The organism is Leuconostoc falkenbergense (assembly GCF_045801155.1).
In the GTDB taxonomy this organism is placed as follows: domain Bacteria; phylum Bacillota; class Bacilli; order Lactobacillales; family Lactobacillaceae; genus Leuconostoc; species Leuconostoc falkenbergense.
Genome location: NZ_CP174386.1, coordinates 284014 through 309973, shown reverse-complemented (window position 1 = coordinate 309973; position 25960 = coordinate 284014). Strand labels below are relative to the sequence as shown.

Genomic DNA, 25960 nt, shown 5'->3' with positions numbered 1-25960 from the left:
ATCCCCTGACATTTTAATCCATTAACGAGGCAATTATTTATGAATAAAGCAGCAATTTATCACCGCCCTGAATCTGAATACGCTTATTTATATACAGCAGATGAACTAAGATTACGCATCCGAACAGCAAAAAATGATATTCAATCAATTAGCGTCGTTGCTGGAGATCCTTATAATTGGCAGAACGGTACTTGGCAAAAATCGGCCAATGTCGTCATGAAAAAAACACTTGTCACTGAAACACATCAATATTGGCAAGCATCATTAACAGCGCCTTTCAATCGCTTAAACTATGGCTTTATTTTAACTGACAGTCTCGGCGATTCCATTTTTTATGGTGATCAAGGATTTGAAACACTCACATCCTCTTCAAATGATGACAACAGTTTGATGGGTGCTAATAATTATTTCAAAATGCCCTATTTTCAAGAAATTGATCGTTTTAAAGCACCAGAATGGGTCAAAAAAACTGTATGGTACCAAATTTTTCCTGAACGGTTTGCCAATGGTGACACATCAAATGATCCATCTGGAACATTACCTTGGCGGTCAGGTGATCATCCCACCGCTGAAAGTTTTTATGGCGGGGACTTGCAAGGTATCATCAAGCATTTAGATCACTTCAGTCAACTTGGTATTAACGGCTTGTATCTCACACCCATTTTTAAAGCACCCACTAATCATAAATATGATACGCAAGATTATTTTGAAATCGATCCACATTTTGGTACAAAAGAAGATTTTAAATTATTGGTAGAAAAAGCCCATGCGGCAGGAATCCGAGTCATGCTTGATGCCGTGTTCAATCATATCGGTGACCAAAGTCCTCAATGGCAAGATGTTATTGCTAATGGTCGTCAATCAAAATACGCTGATTGGTTTCATATTCATGACTTCCCTGTTCGTTATACGCCAACGGATAATTTCGAATATACTGCAGACGCAAACTATGACACATTCGCATTTACGCCGCACATGCCAAAACTTAATACCGCTAATCCAGAAGTACAAGATTATCTGATTGACATCGCGACCTACTGGATAGAAGAATTTGATATTGATGGCTGGCGTTTGGACGTGGCGAATGAAGTTGACCATCATTTCTGGAAAAAATTCCGCGCAGCAACTACGGCCATCAAACCTGATATTTATATACTTGGTGAAATTTGGACAAGTGCACAATCATGGCTGCAGGGCGATGAATTTTCGGCCGTCATGAATTATGCTTTCACAGGATCAATTGTTGACTTTTTTGCCAAACAACAAATTTCGCCATCCCAGATGGTCCATAAACTCAATGCACAACTTATGCTAAATCGTGATCAAACCAATCAGGTGATGTTTAATCTACTTGACTCACATGATGCGCCACGCATTCTAACCGTAGCTAACAATAATAAGGCAATTGTGAAACAAATGTATACTTTTATGTTTTTACAGCAAGGTACGCCTGATATCTATTACGGTAGTGAATATGCCATGACTGGTCAACAAGATCCAGATAACCGTAAGCCTATGGTTTGGCAAAGTGATCAACAAGATGCAACGATGTATGATTTTTTGAAGCAACTAATTCAGCTACGTCATGATTATCAAACTGTCTTGTCTGAAGGCATACTGTCATGGAAGACCGATGATGAAAAAAACATTGTTGGTTTCACACGTCAGCTAGGTAAAACAAAGATATTCGCAATATTTAATGCTGGGAATACAAATTATGAAATACCAACATCAATTGATATATCTCACATCATTTCAGAGCAGCTATACAACAATCACATCATTCAGCCTAACGGCTTTCTTGTGACGATTTCTAATCAGTAAGGAGTTTTTTATGACAGCACCTTGGTGGCAATCAGCCGTTGTTTATCAAGTCTATCCCCGTTCATTTCAGGACACTAATCATGACGGCATCGGCGATATTCAAGGCATTATCTCACATCTTGACTACTTGCAAAAACTAGGCGTTGATGCAATATGGCTATCACCAGTATATGCTTCTCCAAACGATGATAACGGCTATGATATCAGTGATTATGAAAATATCATGGCTGAATTTGGTACCATGACCGACATGGAAGAATTAATTCATGATGCTCGTGAAAGAAATATCAAAATCGTGATGGATCTGGTATTAAATCATACTTCTGATGAGCATGCTTGGTTTATTGAATCAAAGCGAAGTTGCTCGTATACTGAAAATCCGGACCGCTTTATTTCTAGGGCATAATCCGAGATAATCAAGTATAGGAGTTTTTTTATATTATGAAAGCTAAGCGATACTCAACAGAATTTAAGTCATCAATTGTCACCTTGTATAACGAGGGACGTTCTGCTAATTCTCTAGCCAATGAATACCATTTGGCTGTACAAACTGTCACGGGTTGGGTGAAGAAAGCCCAAATCATTGGGACGGACGTTACCGGTAAGCCAGTGACTCGCGCCCAATTTAATGCAATGCAGAAAGAAGTCGCAAGACTCAAAGAAGAAAACGAAATTTTAAAAATTGCGGCCGTTTTGCTGGGCGAACATCGCAAGTAACACGTAAGACCCATTTTCCTATTGTCCAATCATTGCTAAAACAGCATTTTAAACTCATGATGGTGCTACGCCTACTCAAAATACCCAAAAGCACCTACTTTGATTGGGTTCACTATACTGAGAGCCAACGACAACGAGAAGATACGATCTTAAAAGCTTTGTTGCGTGAAATTTGGCAAAATAACTATAAAGCTTATGGCGCGCCACGTCTGCGATTAGCATTAGCTGATCTGAATTTACATCATGGAACCAACCGAGTTCGTCGTTTAATGCGAGAAGCTGGCATATACTCTGTCATGAGTCGTCGATTTAACAAACCAACGACAACTGTTGATTATCGTCAACGTCCCAACTTAATCAGGCATTTACCCGAAGCCAACGCTTGGCGCATGGACATCACTTATTTAAAGTTGAGTAATGGTCAGTGGGTCTATTTAGCGTCAGTTTTAGAGTTACAAACGCGTAAGATATTAGCCCATCAAATCAGTGCCACGATGGATACCAAATTGGTAGTTACAACACTACAAAGATCGCTGTCAACTGATAAAAAACCAAATTATTTACATACTGATATGGGCAGTCGGTTCACTAGTTTTGGCTTTGAAAATTTGTTAAAGCGACATAAAATTGATCATTCGTATTCAAAACTAGGACATCCATATGATAATGCCAAAATTGAAAGTTTTCACTCCCTATTAAAGCTTGAAATGATTTATCAATTCCGGTTTCCATCGATTGCACATCTAATTTTAGATGTGTCCAAGTATATTCATTGGTTCAACAACGAAAGAATCAGTCTTGCCAATCAAAAAATAAAAGTTGCCTAATCAGTTCAGCCCTAGATAAAAAACATTCCGAATTATTGACTTATGAGCAAACATCATTTATATCATTTTATTATTAATCGGTATTGTTATGCTTAGTCTCTCCATTTATTTAGCGTTACCTCATTGATCCATAGATTCGTACGTGAACATAACAATACCAAAGAATAATGGTTCCTAGAGAAAATAAACAAGGTTAGCAACTACACTACTGTACTTGCTAACCTTTTCTAGTTTAAATTAGATAAAAATTCTACGAACCTGGCTTCATCATTTGCTGACAAATAACCAACAAACTTAATCACAACATATTGCTCATCTACTCTGCGTATCTTAAATGTGTCAATCCATGACGTTTTTTTTAAACCAGCATATACCCAATCCTTAATTTCAAAATACTTACTTTGAAAATAATCTGACTTGTTATTAAATTGACTAGTGATTTTATAATAAGCAATCTTTTGATTATCATATTTCACAACAAAAGCTGGACGTACTTTAGATCCCGCTTCACGTCCCTCATCATAAACTAAATCAGCGATCATAATACTATGCTCACGAATATCACTACTCATTGCATAAATGCCTCACGGTCTTCTTGCTTAGATAAATCTAAATCTTGAATGGGTGATTTTTCGAATGCTAACCGTGTAATTTCATCACGATTAGCGATACGTTGATCACTAAACCAGTTATCAGGGTATGCCTGTCTATTAGTCTCTTGCACTGACAAAGGTATTTGCTGTTCATAAGCTGTCTTAGTGATAAACATTTTAATAGCAGTTGCCATATCTAGCCCTTGACGTTCGAATACTTTTTGAGCAGACTCTTTTATACTTTGATCAACCCGTGCAGATACTTGAATAGCTTTCATAACCAATGCCTCTCTTACTTTATTTAATATCATTATACCACTATTTGTTAAATATCGGTATGCATTGTTATTATTTGTTAGTTTATTTAATTATGAACTTGTTTACGATAAACGGCATTATCGACGACCAATCGCATAAATGTATTAAACTGATCAAATCCATAATCAATTCGTTTTTGAATAAACTCAATTTCAATATAGTGTCTAATATACTTAATCGTTTGATCGTGGATATTTTCCAATTGTGCAAAAAATAAGGCTTTGTTTTGAACCTGTAATTTACGATATTGACCATGAATATGATCTATTGCTTGATTAACATGATCAATAACACTGCCGTCTAAGCCAACTTTTTCTAGCAATACCTGATACTGTTTACGAATAGTTTTCATAGCGTCATTGATGACAGCTTCATCTTCATATTGATGTTCAATTAAACTAATTGTCTGATCTAAATTTTCTAATGCCTGGTCACACGTTGTTAATAATTCTACTAAACGTTCTACCTGCTTAATTTGATCATATAAATCTTGCACTAAATAAGGTGTCATTCTATCGTCATAACGTTGATAGAAATGTGCCAATTCAATATAAATCGACTGCATAGCCTTGCTACTTAACTTGTTTGAACTCTGATAAGCTGTATATAAATGTAAATAATCATTTTTAACGGTTATAAATATTTCTTTCACCAAATGATAGGCACTATCTGGCAAAATACTAATATCTGATCCCACTTGTACTGCTGTCATACTCTATTTCCTTATATTATTATTCGTAGGTAGCTCCTACATGCTCTGAGTATAAAATTTATACTTAGATGGATGATGCGCCGTGAATTAGTTTTTATTTTCCAACAGCACCTTTACCATCGGTGACTGGTTCAGAAAGGCTCTAATCACGGTTTTTTGTCGTATTGGTAATAAGTTTGATACGGCTTGGTTCTGCTTTGAATTTTGACTGTTTATTTCGCGTAAGGTTACATTGGCAATTAGCCCGTGTTTATCATGTCGCATCATCGATTACTTTATTCCCTAGGAGGATTCTTTTATGCTTTTCGTTGGTATTGATGTCGCTAAATCACATCATGATGTCGCTGTTCTTGACGACAATGGTCTGGTTGTCTTACGGCATCTCCGTATTCTTAATAGTCGTCAAGGTTTTGCAACACTGCACCAATCTTTGATTCAGTTATCAGCCGATACTAACGATGATATCCGCATCGCAATGGAAGCCACTGGCCATTACCATTTGAATTTGCTCTTATTCCTGCAAGCCAATGCTTATCCCACTTTCGCTTATAATCCATTTTTGATTAAAGAATTTGCTAGAACATTGACTCTTCGTAAGACAAAAACGGATAAAGCTGATGCACTAACAATTGCTAAAAAGTTAGCTACTGATTTATCATCGGATCGTTTTAAGCCCGATTTCAACATGCAAGAACTCAAGTTTTTAACGCATCATCGCAATCGGTTAACTGATAGTCGTTCTAAGCTCAAGACGCAATACATTCGTCTACTCGATATCTTGTTCCCTGAACTAGCTGGTTTCATTGGCAAAACAAATTTACACTATCAGTATGTCTATGATTTGTTAACAAAATATCCTTCACCTGCTAAATTGAGTCGCGCTCATACTAATGCGCTTGTTAAGCTATTGCATAATCATGGCAATCGACTTGATATGGCTCAGCAACTTAAAGTTCTAGCCAAACAATCTATTGGGTTGTCCTCACCAGCTAACGCGTTAGAACTTGTTCAGACCATATCCGTGATTCGTTTATATGATGAACAAATCAATGCCATCGACCAAGAGATTGCACAAATAATGAACAGCTTAGACGAAGCAGCTATTGTCACTTCCATTACTGGTATTTCTAATCGTTTGGGTAGCGTTATTCTAGCCGAAATCAATCACATTAATAATTTTCAGTCACCTGATCAGCTATTAGCTTTTGCCGGCTTAGAACCTTCTGTTTATCAATCTGGCCAGATGAATGCCACGGGTAAAATAGTTAAACGTGGTTCGACATCATTGCGTTGTGCCAAGCAGCTGAATATGCTTCTCATTGGTCGCCGACTTTACGTCAATACCGTCAAAAGAAACTTGACGAGGGCAAGCACTATTATGTTGTCATGACTCATGTCGCTAAAAAACTGGTGCGTATCATCTATTACCTGTTAAAACATCATCAATACTATGACGAATCTAAGCTCATATAACTCATAATTTCACCTCTTAATTAACAAACCATGGGAACGTTTTAAAATAGTAATTTAAAACGTTTATTTGTCGTTCAACCAAATTATTATTCTACATTTAGTTGTTTTTCTTGACTTTTAACATAGTTTGTCTTTCTTTACCAATGTAATTTATACTTTGAATTGTCACCAGGATAGGCAAAAGTCATGTCACCATAACCAACGGCTTGACTGTCCTTAGCATACGATTTCTTAGGCACTAACGTAATTTCATAATCCTTACTAGTGCCTGCATTCTGGCCAGATTTGACGGCATTTTGATTAGCAATAATTAAGTCACCATTTGCCAAAACATGTAACACCACGCCTGTATGATTAGGACGATCAGAAGAAAATACTGCACCAGCTTTTGGTGTCGTTGTTACCTTAACACCAGTCACTTTTGCCACTGCTTCTGCTGTCACATTACCATTTCCTCTAAAAGTGAAATTAGGTGACCAAATCGCATTCATATAGACTTGTGAAAAACCAGCACACTGATTGTAAGCGTCTGGTGTCGTTAAACTCCAGTCTAGTTTTTTTGACGTAATATTATGCACGTAGGGTTTAATGTCATCTGGAATGCTGTTTTTGTCCCAAAATGATAGCCCACTCTCTTTAATCTTGCCTGTACCGTCAGCCGAACCACTATCATTAGTATTACAATAAGCACTTTGATTATTGCTATCACTGTCTGCGCTATTACTTGCTGATGTATTACTATCACTAACAGCATTATTGCCACCGCTTAATGATCCCTCAAAATTAAGATCATACGTTTTTTTAATTGACTCCGCCCAAGCCTTAACTTCGGACACTTTACGCTGTGGATCACTTGCCCCAACACCCTCAAAACCTGTGTCCCAGGCTAAAGCTGAACTATCAATATCTTTAGCATTTGCTAATCCCAATCTAGCAACAGTATGGCTACTTGCCAATTCTTTAAACGCTAAATCGACCTGGGCTTCAACTGTATCTGCCGTATTTTGATAGCGATTACCGTTGATACCACCAGCGCCCCACTGCCAGATACCTTTAACAGAACCAGCAGGATTAACCGCTTTAGGGTTTAAGTTACTTTCACGCCAACCAATCGCAATGATTGCTGAAATATTATCCCCTGAATAACCAGCTTTTTTAAAACGATCAATAATATAACTAACTCTTTTACCAATATCTGAATTTTTATCAGTTAAGGAGCCATTACTGGAACCACTATCTGAACTTGTCGTAGTTGTATCAGTTTGACACGTCACACTAGGATTGTTCATTGTTAGCGCAATGATTAAAAGCACTGGTATTAAAATGACAAGTAGTGGCGCACAATACAAGGCAATTTTCATCACAACTGCTTGTTTAACTTTATTTTTCACATGATCTCCTTTCTGAATTTTGACTAACAAAAAAATCCTTAATGATTACTCATAAGGATTAAAAGTATTAAAATCAGTGCTTTGATTAACGGCTAACCGCCCGACATAATCAAGACTAGTAATTTGATTATCACTGATTTGATAGTCAATATTGAAATAGTAGTAACGTGTTTCACCATTGCCAACATCACTATCATGTTTCGCATTCACAGCCACACCAACGACACCGCTAGTTTGATCATCATTGGTTGCCTTTGGATAATATGCCACTTGCACCACACTAGATTTCAAACCATTATTATCAATGTAATCAGCCGTGCCACCGACCTCTGGGAATAAATAGTCATTGGCTAAAACTTGACTGGAGACTAATTTAGCTTGCCTAATTTTCGTGATACGTTTTTTATAATCAGATCCAGATGACCAATTATAAGCAAGATTGAAGAACTGATGACTAGTCTCACTAGCTTTCGTAATGGTACTTTTAGCAACCACCTGCTTCACTTTTGGCTGGCTAGCTTTAGCAATGGCTTGTTTGTGTCTTAACTGCTTAGCTTGTTTCTGTAAATGTGATAAAGTTTGTTGTTGTTGCCACATCAATTGACCAAACCGTAAACCGGCCAAAACTAAAAAAAGAACGAGGCTATAATTGTAAATTTGCTTCTTTCGTGTCATTATTGATCCCCTCTAGTAAGATTGCCTAAAGTCAATGAGGTGACCTCATTACCCTTGACATTCAATTGTCCTGATAATTGATAATTAACTGTGCGACTACCATTTGTTGCCGTTAAGGCACCAAAAAATAATATGCCATCTTTTTGCTGGCTAAATTGCAATTGATTATCTGATACATGCCACTTTTTTGCTTGTGCTGGATCACCCTCTAATTGCCCTAGAAATTGTTTAACGAACTTTCTGACTTTATCATCTGCCACCTTTGATAACACTTGTTTATCTGATACATAACCCGCATTAAACAAAGCATTCACAGTGGCTTTTTGTTGGCTATTGTCTGGCAATTGGTTATCATTAGCAATCACTTTTGTAATCGTGCCACTATTGTTGATCAAGGTTTGTGCCGCTGACAGTTTAGCAACGGTGGCAGTCGCTTGTTTGATTTGTGATTTCTGAAATTGTGTACAAAAAAAAGCGCCAATCAGGAAAAACCCAATAGCACTTAACACCTTTATTTTAGTGTTTGTCATTTTTAAATTTTAATATCCCTTCCATACCATTCTTGCGTAATCATATACCCAGCGTTGAATTCAAATGCAAAAGGGTATTTAGCCCCTGTTTCTTTAACAACAAAGTAGCCTTTCGCAACAAATGAATTGCCGTCTTTATGCCAAATTGTTACCAAGTTTTCTATTTCATGATTTTTGAAGAAAGTATTATAATTTCCAGCCCCGTCACTAGGTGCCTCTTCCCCCGTTGCACTAACATATACCATACTTGTTATTGACCGTTCACCAACTTTTTCACCGTCTACATAAGTAGGTTCGTTATCAACATTTTCAACGTAACGACCATCATTATTCATTGAAAATATTTCATAATCAATCCGTTTCATCACTTTAGCTTGATTGATTTTTGGTAATTTTGAACTGGTAGATTGTAAGCTAGTTTTATGTTGTCCCGTCATTATAAAGGCAATAATGATAATCAAAATGACTAACACGCCCCCAATAGATCCTAATGTCAACGCTGATTTTTTATTCATAGCTCTCCAATCAATTGATTTATTCTCTCGCCATTTGTGCCATTTGTTCATGTGTTGGCTTCACAATTCGTTTGATCACTGCCCCTTTTTGGACAACTAAGACAGTTGGCACCACTTGAACATGATACTGTTCAAAATATTGTCGTGTCACTAAATTCATGTAATCAACGACAATGGTTGCCTGATTATTTTGATCACGCATTTTTTGTAATTTATTGACATCACCCGTCAACTTCTCACAGTTTGAACACCCCTTTTTATGAAAAACAATTACAGTTTTATGCTTACCCAGGGTTTGATGAAACGCCGTTTTTAAGCGATCATTTGGTGTATCATGATACTTATTATTATACCATAAAAACGCCGTAGTTACTACTGCCACAACGATTGTAGAGATTATTAAGCTAATTTTTTTCACGAGTTATCCTTTCCTAATTTATTTTTTAACTGACTAAATTTTTCGTCACGTAACTGTTGTTTCTGAACATTTTGATTATCACGTTCGGACAACAATTCACGTGCTATTTTGTCACGATTAACCGTTTTAGCGTTATCTTGAATAACCGCTTGACGTGTTGGTGTCTTTGATTGCTCAAAGTTATTATGATTATCAGGAACTTTATGAAGTGTCTTAGGTTCTGATTGTGTCACTGGATCACCATATAGTTGGCGCTTAATTGCTTCACGCTTTTTAGCCACTTCCTGTTGACTATCTGAACCATTATCCTTACTTTTTGGATTATTGACCCGACTATTAGGTTGTTTGGCTTCAAAGTTTGATTTTGGTAAATGAACACCGTCTTTTTCAATCTTTGCCTGCTTTGGATCATCAGACTTTTTAGAATCCATTGGCTTTTTAAATTCATCAACCGTCAATGGTTTTTTATTCTTATCTGACAACTTTTGTGTTTTTGCCTGCTCTTTACCTAGTAATTGTTCACGAACACGTGCCAGGTTTTGTTGTCGCTTTTCCTCTGCCTGTTGCGTTTTCATCTCATTACGAACTGCCCTTGTTTGAGACATACGTTGCATTGGTCCCATTTGACTAATTTTTTGACCAACGCTAGACTGCTTAATACTCTGCCCCTTTTCACGTAGATTAGATAAGCGCATGGCTTGTGGCATTTGTCCCTCAATTCTTGAGTAACTAACCCCAACAAATTCAAATAGCTTACCACGATACTTATAGACGATAAAGACTAAGAAAAAGAATAGGAATGCGTTAACTGCGTATGAGCCGAAATTAATCGCTGGGATAAAACTATCAGTGAACGTCTGTAAAGCCCCGACCAAAACAATTAAGAAACCAGCCCCAATTTTAGCAATGCTCCACATAATCGTTGCACCAACAATTTTATAGCCATTACGGGCGAATTGTGGAAACAGAGCTGACACAAGCACAAATGGCGACAAGAGATACAAAGCCAACTCAATAACCATAACAAAGATATTAAACAAAGCCACTGCGTCATAAGGAATGGCATTAACAATTGATACCACGATTGCAACTAAACTCATACCTGCCTTATTGAATGAATTATCTTTTTTTAAAGTTGGAAATTGTTTAACAGTCCTAGCAACGTTCGCCTGAACTTTACTATCATCTCTACTGGTATTCGTCGATATAAACTGATAAGGATTACCACCTGCTTTAATCACTGCGTCTGCCGTGGCTTTTCCATAATTCATCAAGAAATAAGGACGTTCAATGGATCGCTCAAAATACCCCACTCTTAACGTGTCACCTGGCTTAACATTATCATTACTGTTACCAATGACTTTTAAGACTTGTGCCTGTCCGGCATCACTGGCTTGATTGATTTGATTAAATAACTCATTGCCATTGCCGTACCAAAGCGTAGCGACTAATAAAATTCCAACAAAATTAACTACCATGCGGACCGCTGATGACGTACGCCCACTAGCAAAGTGCATGAACCCCGTAATTGCTAAGACAATAATAGCTAATCCACCAAACAACAACTTACCTTGATCAAAAATAGATTTTACTTTATCTGAAACAGCATTCTGGGCTTGTGTAAAGGCTTTTGATAAATTACCGTCATTTGATAAAGCACTCAATAGCTCATCATTGATTTCATAAATCAAAGTATTTAAATACCAAAAGAACTTAGCTAAGCCCATGCCCGTATTATTGGCTAAGTCTGTGACACCAATTTTTTCTGAATACGGTTGCCATGAAAATAGTGAGTCATTAAGCTTGTTGATGTTTTGTGCGTCACTGGCTTTAAATGAGGTATCAGTGGTACTAGTATCGCCTGACTTCTTTTCTGCGTCACTTGTAACCTCATCTACCGCTTTATCAGCTTGTTTTGAAGCGTCATCAATTGCATTAAGCGTATCTTGATTAACTAACGTACTACCTGAACTACTGCTATCATCTGCGGACACTTGCGTCTTTGCAAGGCCTAAAACAAACAAAAAAGAAGCCAAAATAATCAGCTTCCGACAAAATTTGATTTGCATGTGTTTCCCTTTCCTCTTTTCAATCATCATGTTATAGTTTGGGTATAGAAAAAGGAAGTAGCCTGAACTACTCCCTTTAATATCAATAGTCTGCTACGCAGTTACTATTCGTTATATTTACTTATTAAGTAATCACAACTCGGTCAAAAGTGGGGTGGTTATTTTCTACCAGATGTCAAGTGTTTCAGGGCTTTTGACTTCTTTTATTTTGAAATTTTGTTAACAATTAGCACTACTTAAATAAACCGCTGTGTTCACATCTATTTTAAAAAATGTTAGGCTTATAAATGTAGAATACTAGTGCTTTGATACAGCTTTGTAATCATACAGTTGATGATTAATGACTAGATAATGCATGGTTCTCAGTAATCGCGACATGGCACCAATGGCAATTTTCTTTGTTCCCTTAGACAATGAAGATTGCTTTTTCTTTTGATACCAATCATTAATATGACTGGGATGCCCATAAGATGCGGTACTCGCTATATTTGATATTGCTCTAAATAGAACTTTGCGTGCGGTGCTATTTCCCCTTTTGGTGATAAAACCTGTGCTTTTGTAATCACCTGAGTCATTGAATCTCAAATCAATCCCAACAAAAGCGTTTAGCTTATTGGCAGTACGAAAACGATGTCAATCGCCCAATTCAGCTATCAGCGACACAACTGTTTTATCCGAAAACCCTGGAATGCTTTGATAAATGCTGTATTCCGGTAAATCCTTAGCCTTATCTACCATAGCAGTCAGGATGTCACCCTTGGTACCATGCAACTCAATCCAACGCTTTGCATAGTATATAACTTGTGCAACATTATAAGAATTGGCAGCAACTGCAGGCGCTGATATCTGACCCATACTCATTAATTGATCGACTAATTTACGTAATCTCTCGTGACCGATATGCCAACTAATCCCAGCTTGAATCGTGTCCATGAGTGCTTGCCTCGAACGTCTTGTAATTATTGCATGTGGCACTATTGTTAGGAGCTCCCAATAATGTGGACTATCGGTGGCAGAAAAGAGTCCTTCGATTTCAGGAAAGGTCAGTTGTAAAATGCGATGTAATCTATTTTTTGTACTGACAATATCATGATTAATTTGTTGATAAAAGCGGCTCATATATTGTAACTCAATATAAATTGGATTTTGAACATAACTTTTAGCACGAGCTAAAATGAATTGGGTCTCAGCCAAGTTTTTAGCATCATTCAAATCATTTTTATTCGGGCGAAGCTGATCCAACTGTTTTTTTGCTGCTAAGGGATTGAGAAAAGTATAGGGATAATTATGCCAATCCAAAAATGATTTCAATCGTCGCGAATAAATACCGGTCGCCTCAAAAACAATATCAGGAAATTCATTAAATTGCATGATAATTGTATTGAGTTGATTGAATCCCAGGACATCATGGGTTATCTTGAAATGTTGAGTTACCTTACCATCAACCGCCACCGCAACTTGACTAGTAGCTTTAGAGACATCAATACCAATAACATAGTGCATAATAGCACCTCCTTAAAAAATATTTGAAACAATCACTGAAACCTCACGACCATTTAATTTTCTATACTCGATGTCTAGCGCCTAACTTACTAAGATCAAATTGTGTGGTAAAGTCAGTGAAATGGCCATTTTTTTCTACAACATCTGGTGTCAAAAGGACCAACGACCTAAGTTTCACTACCAATTTTAGAATAAATCCAAAAAAGGTGAAAATCATCTCCGTCGAGAATAATCTTCACCTTTAATGTTAGTAAGTTTTTTAGAGTGTTAAATCAAAATTGGCCCCAATCAGTTGCAACACTTGGTATAAATCATAATCGTTCATGTGACCAATTAATTTTGCCTCACGTTTTACAGAATCCATTGGAATTGGTTGTAACGTACTCACCTGTCCGTATACCTTTTCATACCCAACAACATTAAATCTTGTGGGAATGTTTTTAACCGAACTGGTAATAGGCGCTACAATGATCAAATTAGAAACCAGATTGTATTTATCCGAACTAACCACTAACCCAGGTCGACGTTTTCGAATTTCTTGACCAACAGATGGATCGAAATTAATGATAACAAAATCTCCTTGCTTAAATTTAGTCATCAATAATATCCTCAACCATTACCTCTTGTTCATCAATCAATTCATTTTCTTTCAACTTATCAAATGGATTATTGAGTTTTGGTGTGAAAATTAATGAATTGTTCTTTTTAATGGCTAAAAATTCTTGGCCAACTGTGATACCTAATTCTGACGGTAACGTTACTGCTACTGAATTACCTTGTTTACGTGCTTTAACAATTGTCATCATACTACCTCCATTTGTATAACTTAATTATACATGTATCATTAAGTATAATCAATCTCTATCACAGCTTATACTTTTACAATTTCAATCACCATTGCTCAGAAGTCAATAAATTGGACTATTTTTTATAAACAAAAAAGGAATAGTTTAATCTATTCCTTTTCATCGTTGACATTCACTTGTAACTATTTATTGCGATAAACATCGTCACGTTTACTCGTCTTTAAGACAACTATTACAAACTCATCGTCAACAATATCAGCGATAATTCGATATTTACCAACTCGATAACGCCATAAAGTTTTCAGTTCACCCTCTAATGCTTTACCAAACATTCTAGGATTTTCTATACCGCTAATATTCAACTCTAACCAATTATATATACGTCTTTGTACTGGTTTATCTAACTTACCAAATTGTTTGGCTGCTCTACTATCAAACTTCCAGCTATATTTCATAGACCTAATTTTGCCTTGATTTCTTCTGGTGACACATACTCACGATTTTCAGAATTAATCACCTTCATAGCGTCAGCATAGTCTTCATCATCTTGACGTGCTTCTTCAATCAACTCAGCTATTAAACCTGTAACACTCATGCCTTTAAAATCAGCATATTCCTTAGCCCAAGCCATTGTATCATCTTGTAATCTTACAGTTGTTACGCTCATGATTATTCTCCTTTATCATTACTACAAATGTAGTATAACACACCACTACATTTGTAGTCAATTAAGCACTAACGGTACGCCTTTTCAGCTTGTGCCGTGTCACCAGCTTTAACCGTCTGATAGGCACGTTGCATAGCAACCAATGGCTCATCAACCGTTATCTTTTCAACTCGTCCATAAATATCTTTCATGAAACACTGTCCCATGACCATATTGCCTAATTCTTTGATGTTATCATCATTAACTGGCAAACCAACATGTTGTAAAATATCTGGCTGCTCCTTATCCTCATCAAAGGCAAATAAAACACCAAAATTATCACTTTTAACATCATGAACTGATTGTGTCACGGGAATTAACAAGTTGTTGGCAGAACGTCCAATACGTGCCATTTCATTAAAAATGCGACTACCAATATCAGACGTTGTAAACGTCCAAGCTTCATCAAATATTTCAACCGTTTTTTCATCATAATCCCGTGTCGCAAACGTACGACTAAAGACGCCTAACACCGTCATCACAATCATACTTGCTACCTCAAATTCGGTGTAATCCTGTTTGGCTTTGTCATGTTGTGGCAATGTCAATCCTGCTGTTTCAAGAATGGTAATCCGATTGTTTAACTTCAAGCCCTCACTTTCACCATGTGAAAATACTAGAGATAATGAGCTACGAGTAACCTTACCTGATAAAAACTTAGCTAAATGTTTCACGTCTTCATCTTCATTTTGGGCTAATTCTTCAATGACATCTAACATACCAACGGTTTCACCAGCTTGTCGCTTTTGAATAATTTTATTAATGGCAAGATCTAATTCTGTTTCGGCAATTAAGGAACCATAATCACGGTAAATTTGTTTAAAAATTTCTTGTACCGTAGCCTTTAAGCTTTCTTCACCTGACTGTGTTTGTCCCATTGTATGCCGCACATCAATCACAATAAAGGGATCCAAAACACCATAATTTGTTTTATCAGAAACATCAAGCGTCACAAAACGCACATTATTCAATAATGTATATTCATCTGGATAATCTGCTTTAAAGGTCTGATCGTTTAATACCGCTGAATACCATTTACGCATTTCCTGCTTAGGATCAAAATAGATTGCTTTAGCATTTGAAAGTTGAATGATTTTCAAAATGATTTTAGTGAGGTAAGACTTTCCTCTACCTGTTTTACCCGTAATCATAATATTAGGGCTGGTTGTGCTGGTGGATCCGTCTAAAATTTCGTTGGTAATCAACGGATTAAAAAAGACCAAGCGCTTTGAACTGTCTAATGCGTCCTGTGTACTATTGGCAACTGTTTTTGGCGCACCACGTCCAATATAAAAGCCAATATTACTACCAACTTGTTGATTGACGGCAAACAACAACTCACCGATACCCTCACTGGTCAATAATTGCACCCAATAGCGATTTTGGGACACATCAGAACCCATTAAATCGTAATAGAAAAGACGTTTTTGTTCACCGATTGGTTTCACAATATTCACGTCAATACTCCTAAATGATTCTATTAAATTAGCAACACGATCATGTAGGGTTTCAATATCTTCCGCTGATACCGTAAACGTGATTAAGGTGGAAAAGAAGTTTTTCTTTTCTGAAATATGATCATTTAGCACTTCGGCAATTTCAATCGTTTTATCATCTTTACTAGAAGAAAATCCCTCTGCCTGATAACGTTCTTCAACATTATTACTAGCTGTCTTTAACGATTGACTAGCACGAGTTGCTAAGCCATAGATACCCTCTGACTTATAATAATGTGCTTTCAAATTGATGTCGATTGGATAACTCATATTTTGTACCAGTCGGAATAAATGAAAGCCTGTGATGTTTTCTGGCGTTGTCGATAATACTAATTTGGCAACAAAGCGCACATCGTCATCATTAACCAATTTAACGTAACCACTCACTGCCCCGCCATCAATCACAGTATCACTTAATTTGAAAATATCACGTTCTTGTCCGACTTTTCTAAAATCATGGAGCTGTCCCTGGATAAAGTTATTTCGCATTAAATGAACTAATTCATCAGTGGTCAAACGCCTAGTATGATCCAAATAGCCAACTTTTTCATAAGCCTGTTTTTCGCTCGGTCTAAAATCATCAAACAGCTTTTCATCAAATGGCTTTTCATAATTAAACCAACCAGCCAGCTCATCTACAAAGTTATTCATGGCATTAGTGGCTTGTTTAATCACTTTACCAGAATTTTGATTATGTAATTTGATACCCAAAACAAATCGCTCAATTGTCTGTGACACACCAGTAGCGGTAATGGCACTAATTTCATCTACAATCATTTGAACGGGTGTCTCACCCATATCGGTTGCTAAAGAGGGTTGCAATTCTTTATAACGATTGACCAAATCCAAATCACGATTATAAAGACGTAATTCAAAATCTTCAAAATCAGCGAGCCGATCAAATAACAGACTCAATTGTGTTTGTCGTTTGGAAATGCCGGCCTCATCATTATCTGAAATACTTAGTGCTTCAATGTTGAAATATGCCCAGGCTTCATTGTCCTGGGTTAATAAAATATTATCTTTAACGGCTTTAAATGGTACTGCTAGTTTCATTGATGTCTCCTTATTTTTTATTTGTTATGTACCTACAAAGTCTAGGCTTTGTAGATGATTGATAATAAACAATCACTTTTTTTGTATCTTCCAACACAAAACCATTCTTAATGCGCCACCTGATTTGAATTAAGCCATTCGCATCAAAATAGCGCAATTCAAGGGTAGTTTTGAGATACGTCCACTTAATATCAGTGACATTTAGGTCATAGAGATAAGCATTATAAATCGCTTTAAATTCCGCAACTAACACTACAACCCTACATAATCGCCATGAGGTAGCTTCGTGAAATCACCACCCAAAATCAGATCATGTCCGTATTTTTTGAAATCAAAATAATAATTGATGTCCTCATTCGATAGCTGACCGACACCACCACGCCTTGAGATAACTTCGTTGGCTAAGTCATCTTCATCTTCTGCCTTAATAATTACTAAATTCTCAACTTGATTATCAATTGTGTTGTCAAGTAAGACTAACCCTTGATCATATAAATCAACTAGAGTTTGCTCATCAACACCATTTTCAACAGCTCTTTTAGCGCTCTCAACCATGTTATTGAGCTTAACAATCGACTCATAAGGATCTATTTTAAATGGTGCTTCATAATCACTAATCATGATTTCTTCGTTACCAGTATCTGATCCAATCGCGCCTTTTTCAGTTAAAACTTGTGTTACCCGACTAGGTGACACAGGCAATGTAAACCATTGACCAAGAGACGGTACATTCACAGCGCCAACAAATATTTTAATTTCACTAAACTTAATCATTAAAAAAACACCCCCTTTAGGTGCGAACTCATCAATTTTTAAAACGTTTGAATATCAATGCGCCTGTCATTGCTAAAATGCCTGAAACAGCACTTAAAATGCCAATTGATGATTTTGCTTGTGTAGCATGTGTTTCTGGTAGGGCTTTGGCAACAGCGTCATCTAGCTTTTGCTTTGCTTCAACAACCTTGTCATTGTTAGCGTCCTTATCATTAGCTGTTAGCGCTTGATTATAGGATTCAACAGCTCGGGCAACACTAGGCACACTAGCGACTTGTGTTGGGACTGAAACAACATTACCAGAGCTATCAGGCGTTACTTCAACTGGTTTAACATGATTGATTTCACCCTGATCATTCTTATCAGGTGCTGTCGGTGTCAAAGGTACTGTGTTGGTATCGTTTGATGAACTTGATCCACCAGCATTTGAGTTATCTGTCCCACCATTATTTGATGATGAGCCACCTTGATCACTTGATGAATTTGAACCACCATTGTCTGATGATGAATTTGAACCACCATTGTTTGATGATGAACTACCATTATCAGTTGATGAACTGGAACTACCATTATCTGATGATGAACTGGAACTACCATTATCTGATGATGAACTTGATCCACCGTTTTCTGATGACGAACCACCATTATCATCTGGCAGTGTTGAACCGTTGTCATTATCATCACCTGGTGTTGGTGTTGGTGTATCAGTGCCACTATTGTCACTTGATGAATTTGAGCTACCATTATCTGATGATGAGCTTGAACCTGTGTCGCCACCTGGCAAATTACTATCATCATTATCGCCAAAATCATCACTTGATGATGTCGCACTTGCCACTGGATTAACACTAGCCGTTAAGGCAACTGCTTTTACTTGTGGCAATACAGTAGAAGTGGCTTGTATTGATTGTGCAGTACTAGTATCAGTCGCTGTTGTTACAGTATCAGCGTTGACTGCTTGATGACCTAATGCTAAAGCACCAAGCACTGAACTTGCGATTAAAAGTTGTTTCTGCATTTCTTATACTTCCATTTCTTAAAATTTAATATCATTAAACACTGACAAGTCACGATACAATTTCTGTAAATCAGTCTTAAATTGACTCATTGCTTCATCAAATTGCGCCATCGTACGCTCATTTTCAACGCTAGCGACTAAAATTGGTAGCGTGCCAACAGCAGAGTCCACTAAGTCTAATTGTGACTGTAAATAATTGAGACGTTTCTTCACTTCTCGATTTTCAATAACTGACATAACAGTCTCCTTTACAATTGGGCTTCACACCCCATTTGGTTATATTCTGTGATAACGTCACGACCAGCAGTTAATCCAATTAGTTTTGTTTCTTAAACTTTTTACTGATTGCACTAAGCAAACCAAGACTAGCAATAGTTGCCATAAATCCTAACACTGCCCCACTACCTTGCTCATTAGCATTGGTATGTGGCAAAATGCTTGCCGTTTCAACTGCCTTTGGTGTTTCTGGTGTGGCTGTCTTCTCAACTTTCGGTGTCTTCTTAATGTTGTAATAATGCACCTCAACCTTTTGTGGTTGTGGCTTATCAGCATTTGGCATATCCGCAACCGTTACCTTTTTAACACTGGCAACTGGTACAGCAGGTTCTTGTCCCTTTTCAGGTGCCACAACTTGTACATGATGAACCGTTGCTTTTGGTGCCGTAGGCTTCACTGGATCCTGTTCATAAGTAGGTGCCTTTGGCGCTACGTTAGTATTCTTAATTTGCGTTGAAACTTGACCATGCGTATTCCAGATCCAGTTATCATCAACAACCAATACCTGTGTCAAAGGACTAGTCTCATTTGGTGAGATTTTGAAAGTCTTGTTAATTTGAGCGGTCTTATTGATTGTCTTTGAAAATGTCGTGTTGCCGTCATGGTAAACCGAAAATAGTTCGTTGCCGTCATTGTCATAGACGTGGAAGTTGATATTTTGGTTAACCGCTTGGTTTTGATAAGCATTAGTATACGTATATGAATACAATTCAATTGATGAAATCGTCACGGTTTCTGTGCCGTCACCATTTGAAACAATCTTCCAATTGATTTTACCTTTCAAAACACCATGACCAATGATATGCACACCGTCGTTCATATCGTGTTCCAACGTAAACTCACCTGTTTTTTGATCAACAGTGGCATTCATAAAGGTTTGATATTGACCAGATGAAGCGTCAGTTTGCGTTTGGGCTGTCATGCTTGTCGTATGGTTAGTCCCATTCATATAGTCTTCAAGCGCTTTTTCATAGGCTGCTTTTTTATCAGCATTTGCCTTATCAACTGCTGCCTTTTGTGCTTCATAATCTGCAACTTGCTTTTGATATTCAGCCGTCAATTTAACGAGTGTGGCTTGATCAGCCTTTTCACTAGCGACACCGCTGGCAACTGCTTGTTTATACAAATCAAGGTTATAAGCCATTGCGTCTAACAAATCTTGACCCTCTAATCCAGTCAAATCTTTGTATTTTGGTGAAACCTTTGAGATTTCAACGCTCACATCAAGCCCTGTATTTTTACTTGCCTCAACCTGCTTATCAAGGTCTGATGTTGCATTATTCAAATCAGTTTCGCCCTGTTTAACCGCTTCATCATGATCAGCATTAGCTTTAGCATAATCGGCTTGCTTTTGTTGGTATTCTGCCGTCAACTTAGCCAATGTTTCAGTATCAGCTTTTTCACTTGCCACACCGTCTGCGATTGCTTGCTTATACAGGTTAATGTTATAAGCCATTGCGTCTAACAAATCTTGACCCTCTAATCCAGACAAGTCCTTATATTCAGGTGAAGATTGTGCGACTTCAACGTTGACTTTAATACCAGCTTTTTCACTAGTATCAATTTGACTATCAAGGTCTGACGTTGCCTGGTCTAAATCAGCTTGTCCCTGGGTAGTAGCGTCTTTTTGATCCGTTGTTGCCTTGTCATAAGCTTGATCATTAGCTTGTTGCTTTGCCGTAGCGTCTTTAACCGCTTGGTCTTGCTTATTCAAGTCAGATAGCACTTCATCTGTTTTTGATGAAGCGTTGTCATCATTGATTGTGACATCAGTTGTCTGACCAGTCGTCACATCAACGCCAGCCTTTGAAGCTGTATCTGCGTCATTCTTAACAGTATCTTGTGCCTTATCAACGCTATCTTTTGCCTGGTCTTGTGTCACATTTGAACCAGCAGTTGATGAAACTGTATCAGCCTTAGCCGTATCATCAGTTTTAGTCTGATCAGTTGATGAAGCAGTCAATTGCACTTGCTTATCATCTTGCGCTGTGTCAGACGTTTTTACGGCTTGTGCGTCAGTGTTTGAAACTGTATCAGCGCTTACTTGTGTGGTATTAGCACTCACAGCAACACCAGCTACCGCAACAGCTCCGATTACCCACAACTTACCCGACTTATACAACTTGTATGTTTTTGAATTTTCCATAATGAACTTAAATATAAAGAGCTATATTTTTTAGCTCTATCCTTTCTGATTTTCAACGTCAATCACGACTTTTGATTTTTTTGATACGCTTTTAATTGATGTTGATATTGTTTCAACTGCTTACAATAAACTTTAGCTTGATGTCGATTTTGCTTGTTTACTTGCTTCATAGATTTTTGAAAATAACCATTGGCTAATTGCAGTCTTGTCTCAATGTCTGCCGTATCGTCTTGAAGACGATTGATTAAATGCAAACCTCTAAATGTTCGCTGTACTAAAATAAATAAAATGGTCATCACAGTAGCGATTATCATTGCAACGTGACATGATTGACCAAAACTCATAAAGAGTAACAAAATCGGTAATGTAAAACCAACATAAACCAACCATGTCACTGCTATAAAGATCAAATACACTAACTTGTTGACCATTTCTAATCCCAAAGACAACTAATGTTTAGTTGTCTTCTGCCTTTCTAATTTCTTGATTTGACTCTATAATGACTGGCGTGTCCGCCATGTGACTAACTTCAAAATAGCCAGTTGGCAAGACACGATCATGATAATAAACCGTTCGATTAAGTATTCTTTTAATACCAAATGTCGCAATTGAAATAGCATACTGCACTAATCCTAATCCGTCAGGCTTAACTCTGTTTGATAAAGAGACAATCCCAACAGGCATCGCAATATATACGCCCACATAAACTAATTTACCTAAGTCAGAGTTAGCATGATAAAAGGCTTGCAATGGTACGTGAAAAATAAGATAAATCACCACAACTGAAGCGAAAAATATAACTGCTGGCTTCAAACTAATCCCAACAGGTAGGCTATATTCATCTGAAATTTTGCGAATGACAATATCTTGCTTCAAGGCTTTTTGATAGTTATAAACTTCTGCCATATTAACCAAATATATTTTTAAAGATACCACCAATAGAATTAAGGACAGTATCTGGACTTTTAACAACGAAGTAGACCAAACCACCAACAGCAAGGCTGACTATTATTTGTCCAATTGACCCTTTAATAAAGTGTCTGACAACTAAATACATAATACCCATTGCAATAAACGCTGATACCCAACCAGCTACTTCTGATTGAAGACCCGTAAAGCTAATAGATCCCGTGGGAATTTGAAACATAAAATTTGTTACGATTGCTTTCATCATAACCTCCTGTTAATTGAGTAGACCGCCTTGTGTATGGATCATCTTAACCACATAATAGGTTGATCCCTTTGGCGAAACGGTCAAGGTAATCTGTTCTGAATGTTCAAGCTTTGTTTCTGTGTCTGTTAGTGTCAAAAGATACTTAATGTTCATGTTGTCCTTAGAACCTGAAACATTGACTTGATCAATACTTTTAACTGCGTATTGTCCCTTTAGTCCCTCTGGCTCTTTCATGATTAAGGACATATCACTAGCTTTTGAACTCACATACTTCTCACTAAAGGCTTTGACAAAGGTTTGAACTTTATCACTGCTTGCCAACGTGGCATTATTGGTATCATCTTGACTAATTTTGCCAACATGTCCGACAATATCTTGTTCGGTTGTGGCATAAGGTAACGCCAAAACAGTGTACTGCCCTGCTTTTTGAGCAAAAGGCAAATTAAAAACGCGAATAATTGTATTTTTATCGTTGCCAACCGTATAGCCAACTTGATACTGTGCAATCTTCACGTCATTTTTGGTAAACGTATTTAATAATCTGGATCCCACATACGTCTCTTTCTGTGAGTCCTGATTATCATAAATTGTGCTACTAATATTAGTGGCAAAATACTTTTTTAAGGCTTTCAAACGTTTTTGCTTATCATCATCATTATCTGACTGCGTGAAATAGGTTTGAAAAAAACCTTGTGCATAACGATTAAGACTAGGTGAATAAACACTTTGTCCCATACTAGCCTTTTCTAGCTTGTCATCATACGTTTTCATCTTAGCAATCAACTGATGATTAGTTTGGCTCACATTACTAGCTTTAATAAAAGCAACTGCACCACTCAAACCAACTAACACCAGGGCAATTTTAACAAAACGCCTAATCCATTTGCCCCGTTTTTGAACTTTGGCATAAGGTAGTGATTGATCTGGTTTATCACGGGATTTCACATAACCTTTTTTTAACGCTTTTAATTTATCTAGCACAAAATTACATACCTCCGAAACGATCTACTTTGTTCGTAATGTCTGCAACCAAGTTGATGACGTTATCCGCCACCTTTGGCAAAGACTTATATTGCTTGTTCAAAACAGCCAAGTTACGACGTAGGCTTGCAAGGTCATCACCAATTAAATCACTCCACTTTGGATCATTTTCCATGATTTCCTTAGCCTTGTTCACTGCAGCATACAAATTACCGTCTTCAATTTTTGATAATGCCTTAAAATTAGCGACTTCTGTTGCAGTAGCGCTAAGTGCTTTTTTGAATTGTGTTCCTTGTTCTGACATCTGTGTGTCCTCCATTTTTTAACTTTTAAAAAGGTAAGTTGACCTTTTCAGCAACTGACAATAATTTCTTTTGACGCGGACTTAATTCTGCGTCATCAATAATTTCATCTATCGTTTCTTGACCAAAATATAGGATCAAGGCTTTTAACGTTGGTGCAACTTGTGTAATAAACCAATCAAGCGAACGCGCCATAGATAAATCGACTGGTTGCGCAACATACTCAACCACACTAGCCTGTTGCAAAAATGCACGCCATGGCGCCCATTGCTGTAACTTATCAATCTCTTTCTGCGCCATTTTATCAACGGACACATCATAGAATCTAACGTATTCTTGAAAGTAGGCAAATAATTCGGGTCCGACTTTCCGTTTTTCGACAAGGTGCTGGGCTAGTGTTTGCGCACGATCCTGCTTTAATTCAATTTCATAACGATTTTTTATGCCAATTTCTTCATGTGGAATATGTCTTTTGGTCGCCTGTTCCTTGTCTTTTTCATAAAAACGAAAGAAAACTTGACCACTGCGGGAACCAAAATACATGGTTGCACCACCTGATTGACCATTACCGATAAAGGTTGGCTCACTTCTAAATTTTTGCGTGTAGCGCTTAGCTTCAACAACCTTGTAGAGATCAAAAATATTAAAAATTCGTTCCATATCGTTAAAAGCATAATCAATTCGTGTCACATGACCACCATTATCCAAAGCAAGGATTAGAAAATCAAAGATATTTCTATCTTGTTGCATGAGCATGTTTTCCAAAATACGTATCCCTTGCCCTGATACCGTGATCAAACTTTCTGGCGCGTCTTTTTTGCCATACACGGTGATAAATGCTTGACCTGCAAATGCATAGGTAATTGAATAACCAAAACGTCCACCGTCACGTTGAATAAATAAATCATATCCTGACTGTAAAAGCGTTTTGACTAGCCATTCCGCAGTACGCATTTTAAACGAAATACTTAAATAATCCAGCCATAAGCTCATGCCGTCTGCATTCAACAACACTCTTAGCGTATGCCGTTGATCTGCATTTAATAATCTGGCAATCACCTCATCACTACGTTCAATTTTATTGATGTAAGTGGAGCGCGACACGTTCAAAAATAAAGCCATTTGCGCCTGAGTTAATTCGAGTTCTTGTCGAAACGCAACCAAATCAACACCCGTGGTTGTTTCATAATCTAACTTAAAATATTTCTCTGACATGTTTTACTTGTTTGTAAATAACGTCCCAAATCTGCATACGCTCCATTTTTTCATCAACAGACTTTGTAGCAAACGTCATGTACCAATCACCCTCTCCTTTCTGATAGACCTGTTCGGGATCCACAATAGCCCCCAATGCAAGTGCTGGGGGTAACTTATCACCTGCAACTTGATATACCCGTGTATCAATGACATGATCGTCTAGAGAATGACCAAATAAAAACGCATAACCTGTATTATGCGTTGTGCCATATAATTCATTTGGTAGAATACCAAGATATTGATATAACAATTATCGTTTAAATAACCTCTTTTCTACTTTCATTAGATTAAATCTAATAATTAAGCGTATTTTTCATATCGATTTGTCATTATTACAGACGTTTTTACACGAATATTAAATCGCTGTACATCAACGCCCCGTAAGAATGAGGGCTTTTTGCCT

Annotated in this window: 29 protein-coding genes and 3 pseudogenes; 5 read left to right on the top strand and 27 right to left on the bottom strand. The window is 37.3% G+C overall.

The window, feature by feature from the left end:
* The first annotated feature begins 39 nt into the window (after nucleotides 1-39).
* The 4 genes and pseudogenes from ACI3ES_RS01570 to ACI3ES_RS01555 all read left to right on the top strand — a co-directional run.
* The gene (locus tag ACI3ES_RS01570; protein WP_407632005.1) at nucleotides 40-1824 is read left to right on the top strand and encodes a glycoside hydrolase family 13 protein; all 1785 of its coding nucleotides are present in this window, start codon (nucleotides 40-42) and stop codon (nucleotides 1822-1824) included.
* Nucleotides 1825-1834: 10 nt separating this feature from the next.
* Nucleotides 1835-2185 (top strand): annotated as a pseudogene (locus ACI3ES_RS01565) (alpha-amylase family glycosyl hydrolase); the annotation flags it as partial.
* A gap of 80 nt (nucleotides 2186-2265) precedes the next feature.
* Nucleotides 2266-2541 carry a transposase gene (locus tag ACI3ES_RS01560; RefSeq protein WP_004906421.1) on the top strand — a complete coding sequence of 92 codons (276 nt, stop codon included), beginning with the start codon at nucleotides 2266-2268 and terminating at the stop codon, nucleotides 2539-2541.
* Nucleotides 2541-3368 (top strand): annotated as a pseudogene (locus ACI3ES_RS01555) (IS3 family transposase); the annotation flags it as partial. The gene ACI3ES_RS01560 and the pseudogene ACI3ES_RS01555, both read left to right, overlap by 1 nt.
* A 227-nt stretch (nucleotides 3369-3595) precedes the next feature.
* Here the strand turns inward: ACI3ES_RS01555 and ACI3ES_RS01550 are convergent.
* From ACI3ES_RS01550 to ACI3ES_RS01540, 3 genes are all read right to left on the bottom strand, one after another.
* The gene (locus tag ACI3ES_RS01550) at nucleotides 3596-3940 is read right to left on the bottom strand and encodes a type II toxin-antitoxin system PemK/MazF family toxin (RefSeq protein ID WP_142511712.1); all 345 of its coding nucleotides are present in this window, start codon (nucleotides 3938-3940) and stop codon (nucleotides 3596-3598) included.
* The gene (locus ACI3ES_RS01545; RefSeq protein ID WP_142511713.1) at nucleotides 3937-4239 is read right to left on the bottom strand and encodes a type II toxin-antitoxin system RelB/DinJ family antitoxin; all 303 of its coding nucleotides are present in this window, start codon (nucleotides 4237-4239) and stop codon (nucleotides 3937-3939) included. The genes ACI3ES_RS01550 and ACI3ES_RS01545 overlap by 4 nt, the downstream gene beginning before the upstream one ends.
* An 86-nt stretch (nucleotides 4240-4325) precedes the next feature.
* Nucleotides 4326-4991 (bottom strand): hypothetical protein, encoded by a 666-nt coding sequence (locus ACI3ES_RS01540; RefSeq protein WP_260354059.1) that lies wholly within the window; start codon nucleotides 4989-4991, stop codon nucleotides 4326-4328.
* 298 nt (nucleotides 4992-5289) lie between these two features.
* Here ACI3ES_RS01540 and ACI3ES_RS01535 point away from each other — a divergent pair, with 298 nt between their 5' ends.
* Nucleotides 5290-6381: an IS110 family transposase gene (locus tag ACI3ES_RS01535; RefSeq protein ID WP_317212176.1), complete on the top strand. Its 1092-nt coding sequence runs from the start codon at nucleotides 5290-5292 to the stop codon at nucleotides 6379-6381.
* Nucleotides 6382-6601: 220 nt separating this feature from the next.
* Here ACI3ES_RS01535 and ACI3ES_RS01530 read toward each other — a convergent pair whose 3' ends face one another.
* From ACI3ES_RS01530 to ACI3ES_RS01415, 24 genes and pseudogenes are all read right to left on the bottom strand, one after another.
* Nucleotides 6602-7855 (bottom strand): phage tail tip lysozyme, encoded by a 1254-nt coding sequence (locus ACI3ES_RS01530; protein ID WP_260354091.1) that lies wholly within the window; start codon nucleotides 7853-7855, stop codon nucleotides 6602-6604.
* Between the two features lie 45 nt (nucleotides 7856-7900).
* Nucleotides 7901-8530, bottom strand: a complete 630-nt coding sequence (locus ACI3ES_RS01525) for a hypothetical protein (protein ID WP_260354092.1) — start codon at nucleotides 8528-8530, stop codon at nucleotides 7901-7903.
* On the bottom strand, nucleotides 8530-9060 hold the full coding sequence (locus ACI3ES_RS01520; RefSeq protein WP_260354093.1) for a hypothetical protein: 531 nt from the start codon (nucleotides 9058-9060) through the stop codon (nucleotides 8530-8532). The genes ACI3ES_RS01525 and ACI3ES_RS01520 overlap by 1 nt, the downstream gene beginning before the upstream one ends.
* A gap of 2 nt (nucleotides 9061-9062) precedes the next feature.
* Nucleotides 9063-9575, bottom strand: coding sequence for a hypothetical protein (locus ACI3ES_RS01515; protein WP_260354094.1), 513 nt, complete (start codon nucleotides 9573-9575; stop codon nucleotides 9063-9065).
* Between the two features lie 19 nt (nucleotides 9576-9594).
* Nucleotides 9595-9993 (bottom strand): thioredoxin domain-containing protein, encoded by a 399-nt coding sequence (locus ACI3ES_RS01510; protein WP_142511577.1) that lies wholly within the window; start codon nucleotides 9991-9993, stop codon nucleotides 9595-9597.
* On the bottom strand, nucleotides 9990-12062 hold the full coding sequence (locus tag ACI3ES_RS01505) for a CD3337/EF1877 family mobilome membrane protein (protein ID WP_317212182.1): 2073 nt from the start codon (nucleotides 12060-12062) through the stop codon (nucleotides 9990-9992). The genes ACI3ES_RS01510 and ACI3ES_RS01505 overlap by 4 nt, the downstream gene beginning before the upstream one ends.
* A 297-nt stretch (nucleotides 12063-12359) precedes the next feature.
* Nucleotides 12360-12683: pseudogene (locus ACI3ES_RS01500) on the bottom strand (transposase); the annotation flags it as partial.
* 12 nt (nucleotides 12684-12695) lie between these two features.
* Nucleotides 12696-13565: a transposase gene (locus ACI3ES_RS01495; RefSeq protein WP_407632004.1), complete on the bottom strand. Its 870-nt coding sequence runs from the start codon at nucleotides 13563-13565 to the stop codon at nucleotides 12696-12698.
* Nucleotides 13566-13824: 259 nt separating this feature from the next.
* Nucleotides 13825-14163, bottom strand: a complete 339-nt coding sequence (locus ACI3ES_RS01490; protein ID WP_142511340.1) for a type II toxin-antitoxin system PemK/MazF family toxin — start codon at nucleotides 14161-14163, stop codon at nucleotides 13825-13827.
* On the bottom strand, nucleotides 14156-14371 hold the full coding sequence (gene mazE, locus ACI3ES_RS01485) for a type II toxin-antitoxin system PemI/MazE family antitoxin (protein WP_100665893.1): 216 nt from the start codon (nucleotides 14369-14371) through the stop codon (nucleotides 14156-14158). The genes ACI3ES_RS01490 and mazE overlap by 8 nt, the downstream gene beginning before the upstream one ends.
* A 182-nt stretch (nucleotides 14372-14553) precedes the next feature.
* Nucleotides 14554-14826, bottom strand: a complete 273-nt coding sequence (locus ACI3ES_RS01480; protein ID WP_407632003.1) for a type II toxin-antitoxin system RelE family toxin — start codon at nucleotides 14824-14826, stop codon at nucleotides 14554-14556.
* The gene (locus ACI3ES_RS01475; protein WP_100665895.1) at nucleotides 14823-15038 is read right to left on the bottom strand and encodes a DUF6290 family protein; all 216 of its coding nucleotides are present in this window, start codon (nucleotides 15036-15038) and stop codon (nucleotides 14823-14825) included. Before ACI3ES_RS01475 ends, ACI3ES_RS01480 begins: the two co-directional genes overlap by 4 nt.
* A gap of 68 nt (nucleotides 15039-15106) precedes the next feature.
* On the bottom strand, nucleotides 15107-17629 hold the full coding sequence (locus tag ACI3ES_RS01470; protein WP_317212192.1) for an ATP-binding protein: 2523 nt from the start codon (nucleotides 17627-17629) through the stop codon (nucleotides 15107-15109).
* A 252-nt stretch (nucleotides 17630-17881) separates the two neighbouring features.
* Complete coding sequence (locus ACI3ES_RS01465; protein ID WP_260353518.1) at nucleotides 17882-18403, bottom strand: antirestriction protein ArdA; 522 nt, start codon at nucleotides 18401-18403, stop codon at nucleotides 17882-17884.
* Between the two features lie 31 nt (nucleotides 18404-18434).
* Entirely contained in the window at nucleotides 18435-19421 is a 987-nt protein-coding gene (gene uasX, locus ACI3ES_RS01460; RefSeq protein WP_317212195.1) for a serine-rich aggregation substance UasX, read from the bottom strand.
* Between the two features lie 18 nt (nucleotides 19422-19439).
* Nucleotides 19440-19658, bottom strand: a complete 219-nt coding sequence (locus ACI3ES_RS01455) for a hypothetical protein (RefSeq protein WP_004914506.1) — start codon at nucleotides 19656-19658, stop codon at nucleotides 19440-19442.
* Nucleotides 19659-19737: 79 nt separating this feature from the next.
* Nucleotides 19738-21843, bottom strand: coding sequence for a KxYKxGKxW signal peptide domain-containing protein (locus ACI3ES_RS01450; RefSeq protein WP_260353516.1), 2106 nt, complete (start codon nucleotides 21841-21843; stop codon nucleotides 19738-19740).
* 62 nt (nucleotides 21844-21905) lie between these two features.
* Nucleotides 21906-22274, bottom strand: coding sequence for a hypothetical protein (locus ACI3ES_RS01445; RefSeq protein WP_004914512.1), 369 nt, complete (start codon nucleotides 22272-22274; stop codon nucleotides 21906-21908).
* 25 nt (nucleotides 22275-22299) lie between these two features.
* Nucleotides 22300-22749: a TcpE family conjugal transfer membrane protein gene (locus tag ACI3ES_RS01440; protein WP_185912939.1), complete on the bottom strand. Its 450-nt coding sequence runs from the start codon at nucleotides 22747-22749 to the stop codon at nucleotides 22300-22302.
* Nucleotide 22750: 1 nt separating this feature from the next.
* Entirely contained in the window at nucleotides 22751-23014 is a 264-nt protein-coding gene (locus ACI3ES_RS01435) for a TcpD family membrane protein (RefSeq protein ID WP_002816178.1), read from the bottom strand.
* Between the two features lie 12 nt (nucleotides 23015-23026).
* A complete protein-coding gene (locus tag ACI3ES_RS01430) occupies nucleotides 23027-23998 on the bottom strand; it encodes a conjugal transfer protein (protein WP_407632002.1) in 972 nt (323 codons plus the stop codon).
* A gap of 4 nt (nucleotides 23999-24002) precedes the next feature.
* A complete protein-coding gene (locus ACI3ES_RS01425; RefSeq protein ID WP_103152758.1) occupies nucleotides 24003-24302 on the bottom strand; it encodes a hypothetical protein in 300 nt (99 codons plus the stop codon).
* Between the two features lie 25 nt (nucleotides 24303-24327).
* On the bottom strand, nucleotides 24328-25515 hold the full coding sequence (locus tag ACI3ES_RS01420) for a replication initiation factor domain-containing protein (RefSeq protein WP_407632001.1): 1188 nt from the start codon (nucleotides 25513-25515) through the stop codon (nucleotides 24328-24330).
* Nucleotides 25496-25807: a hypothetical protein gene (locus ACI3ES_RS01415; RefSeq protein WP_142511349.1), complete on the bottom strand. Its 312-nt coding sequence runs from the start codon at nucleotides 25805-25807 to the stop codon at nucleotides 25496-25498. Before ACI3ES_RS01415 ends, ACI3ES_RS01420 begins: the two co-directional genes overlap by 20 nt.
* Between the last annotated feature and the right edge of the window lie 153 nt (nucleotides 25808-25960).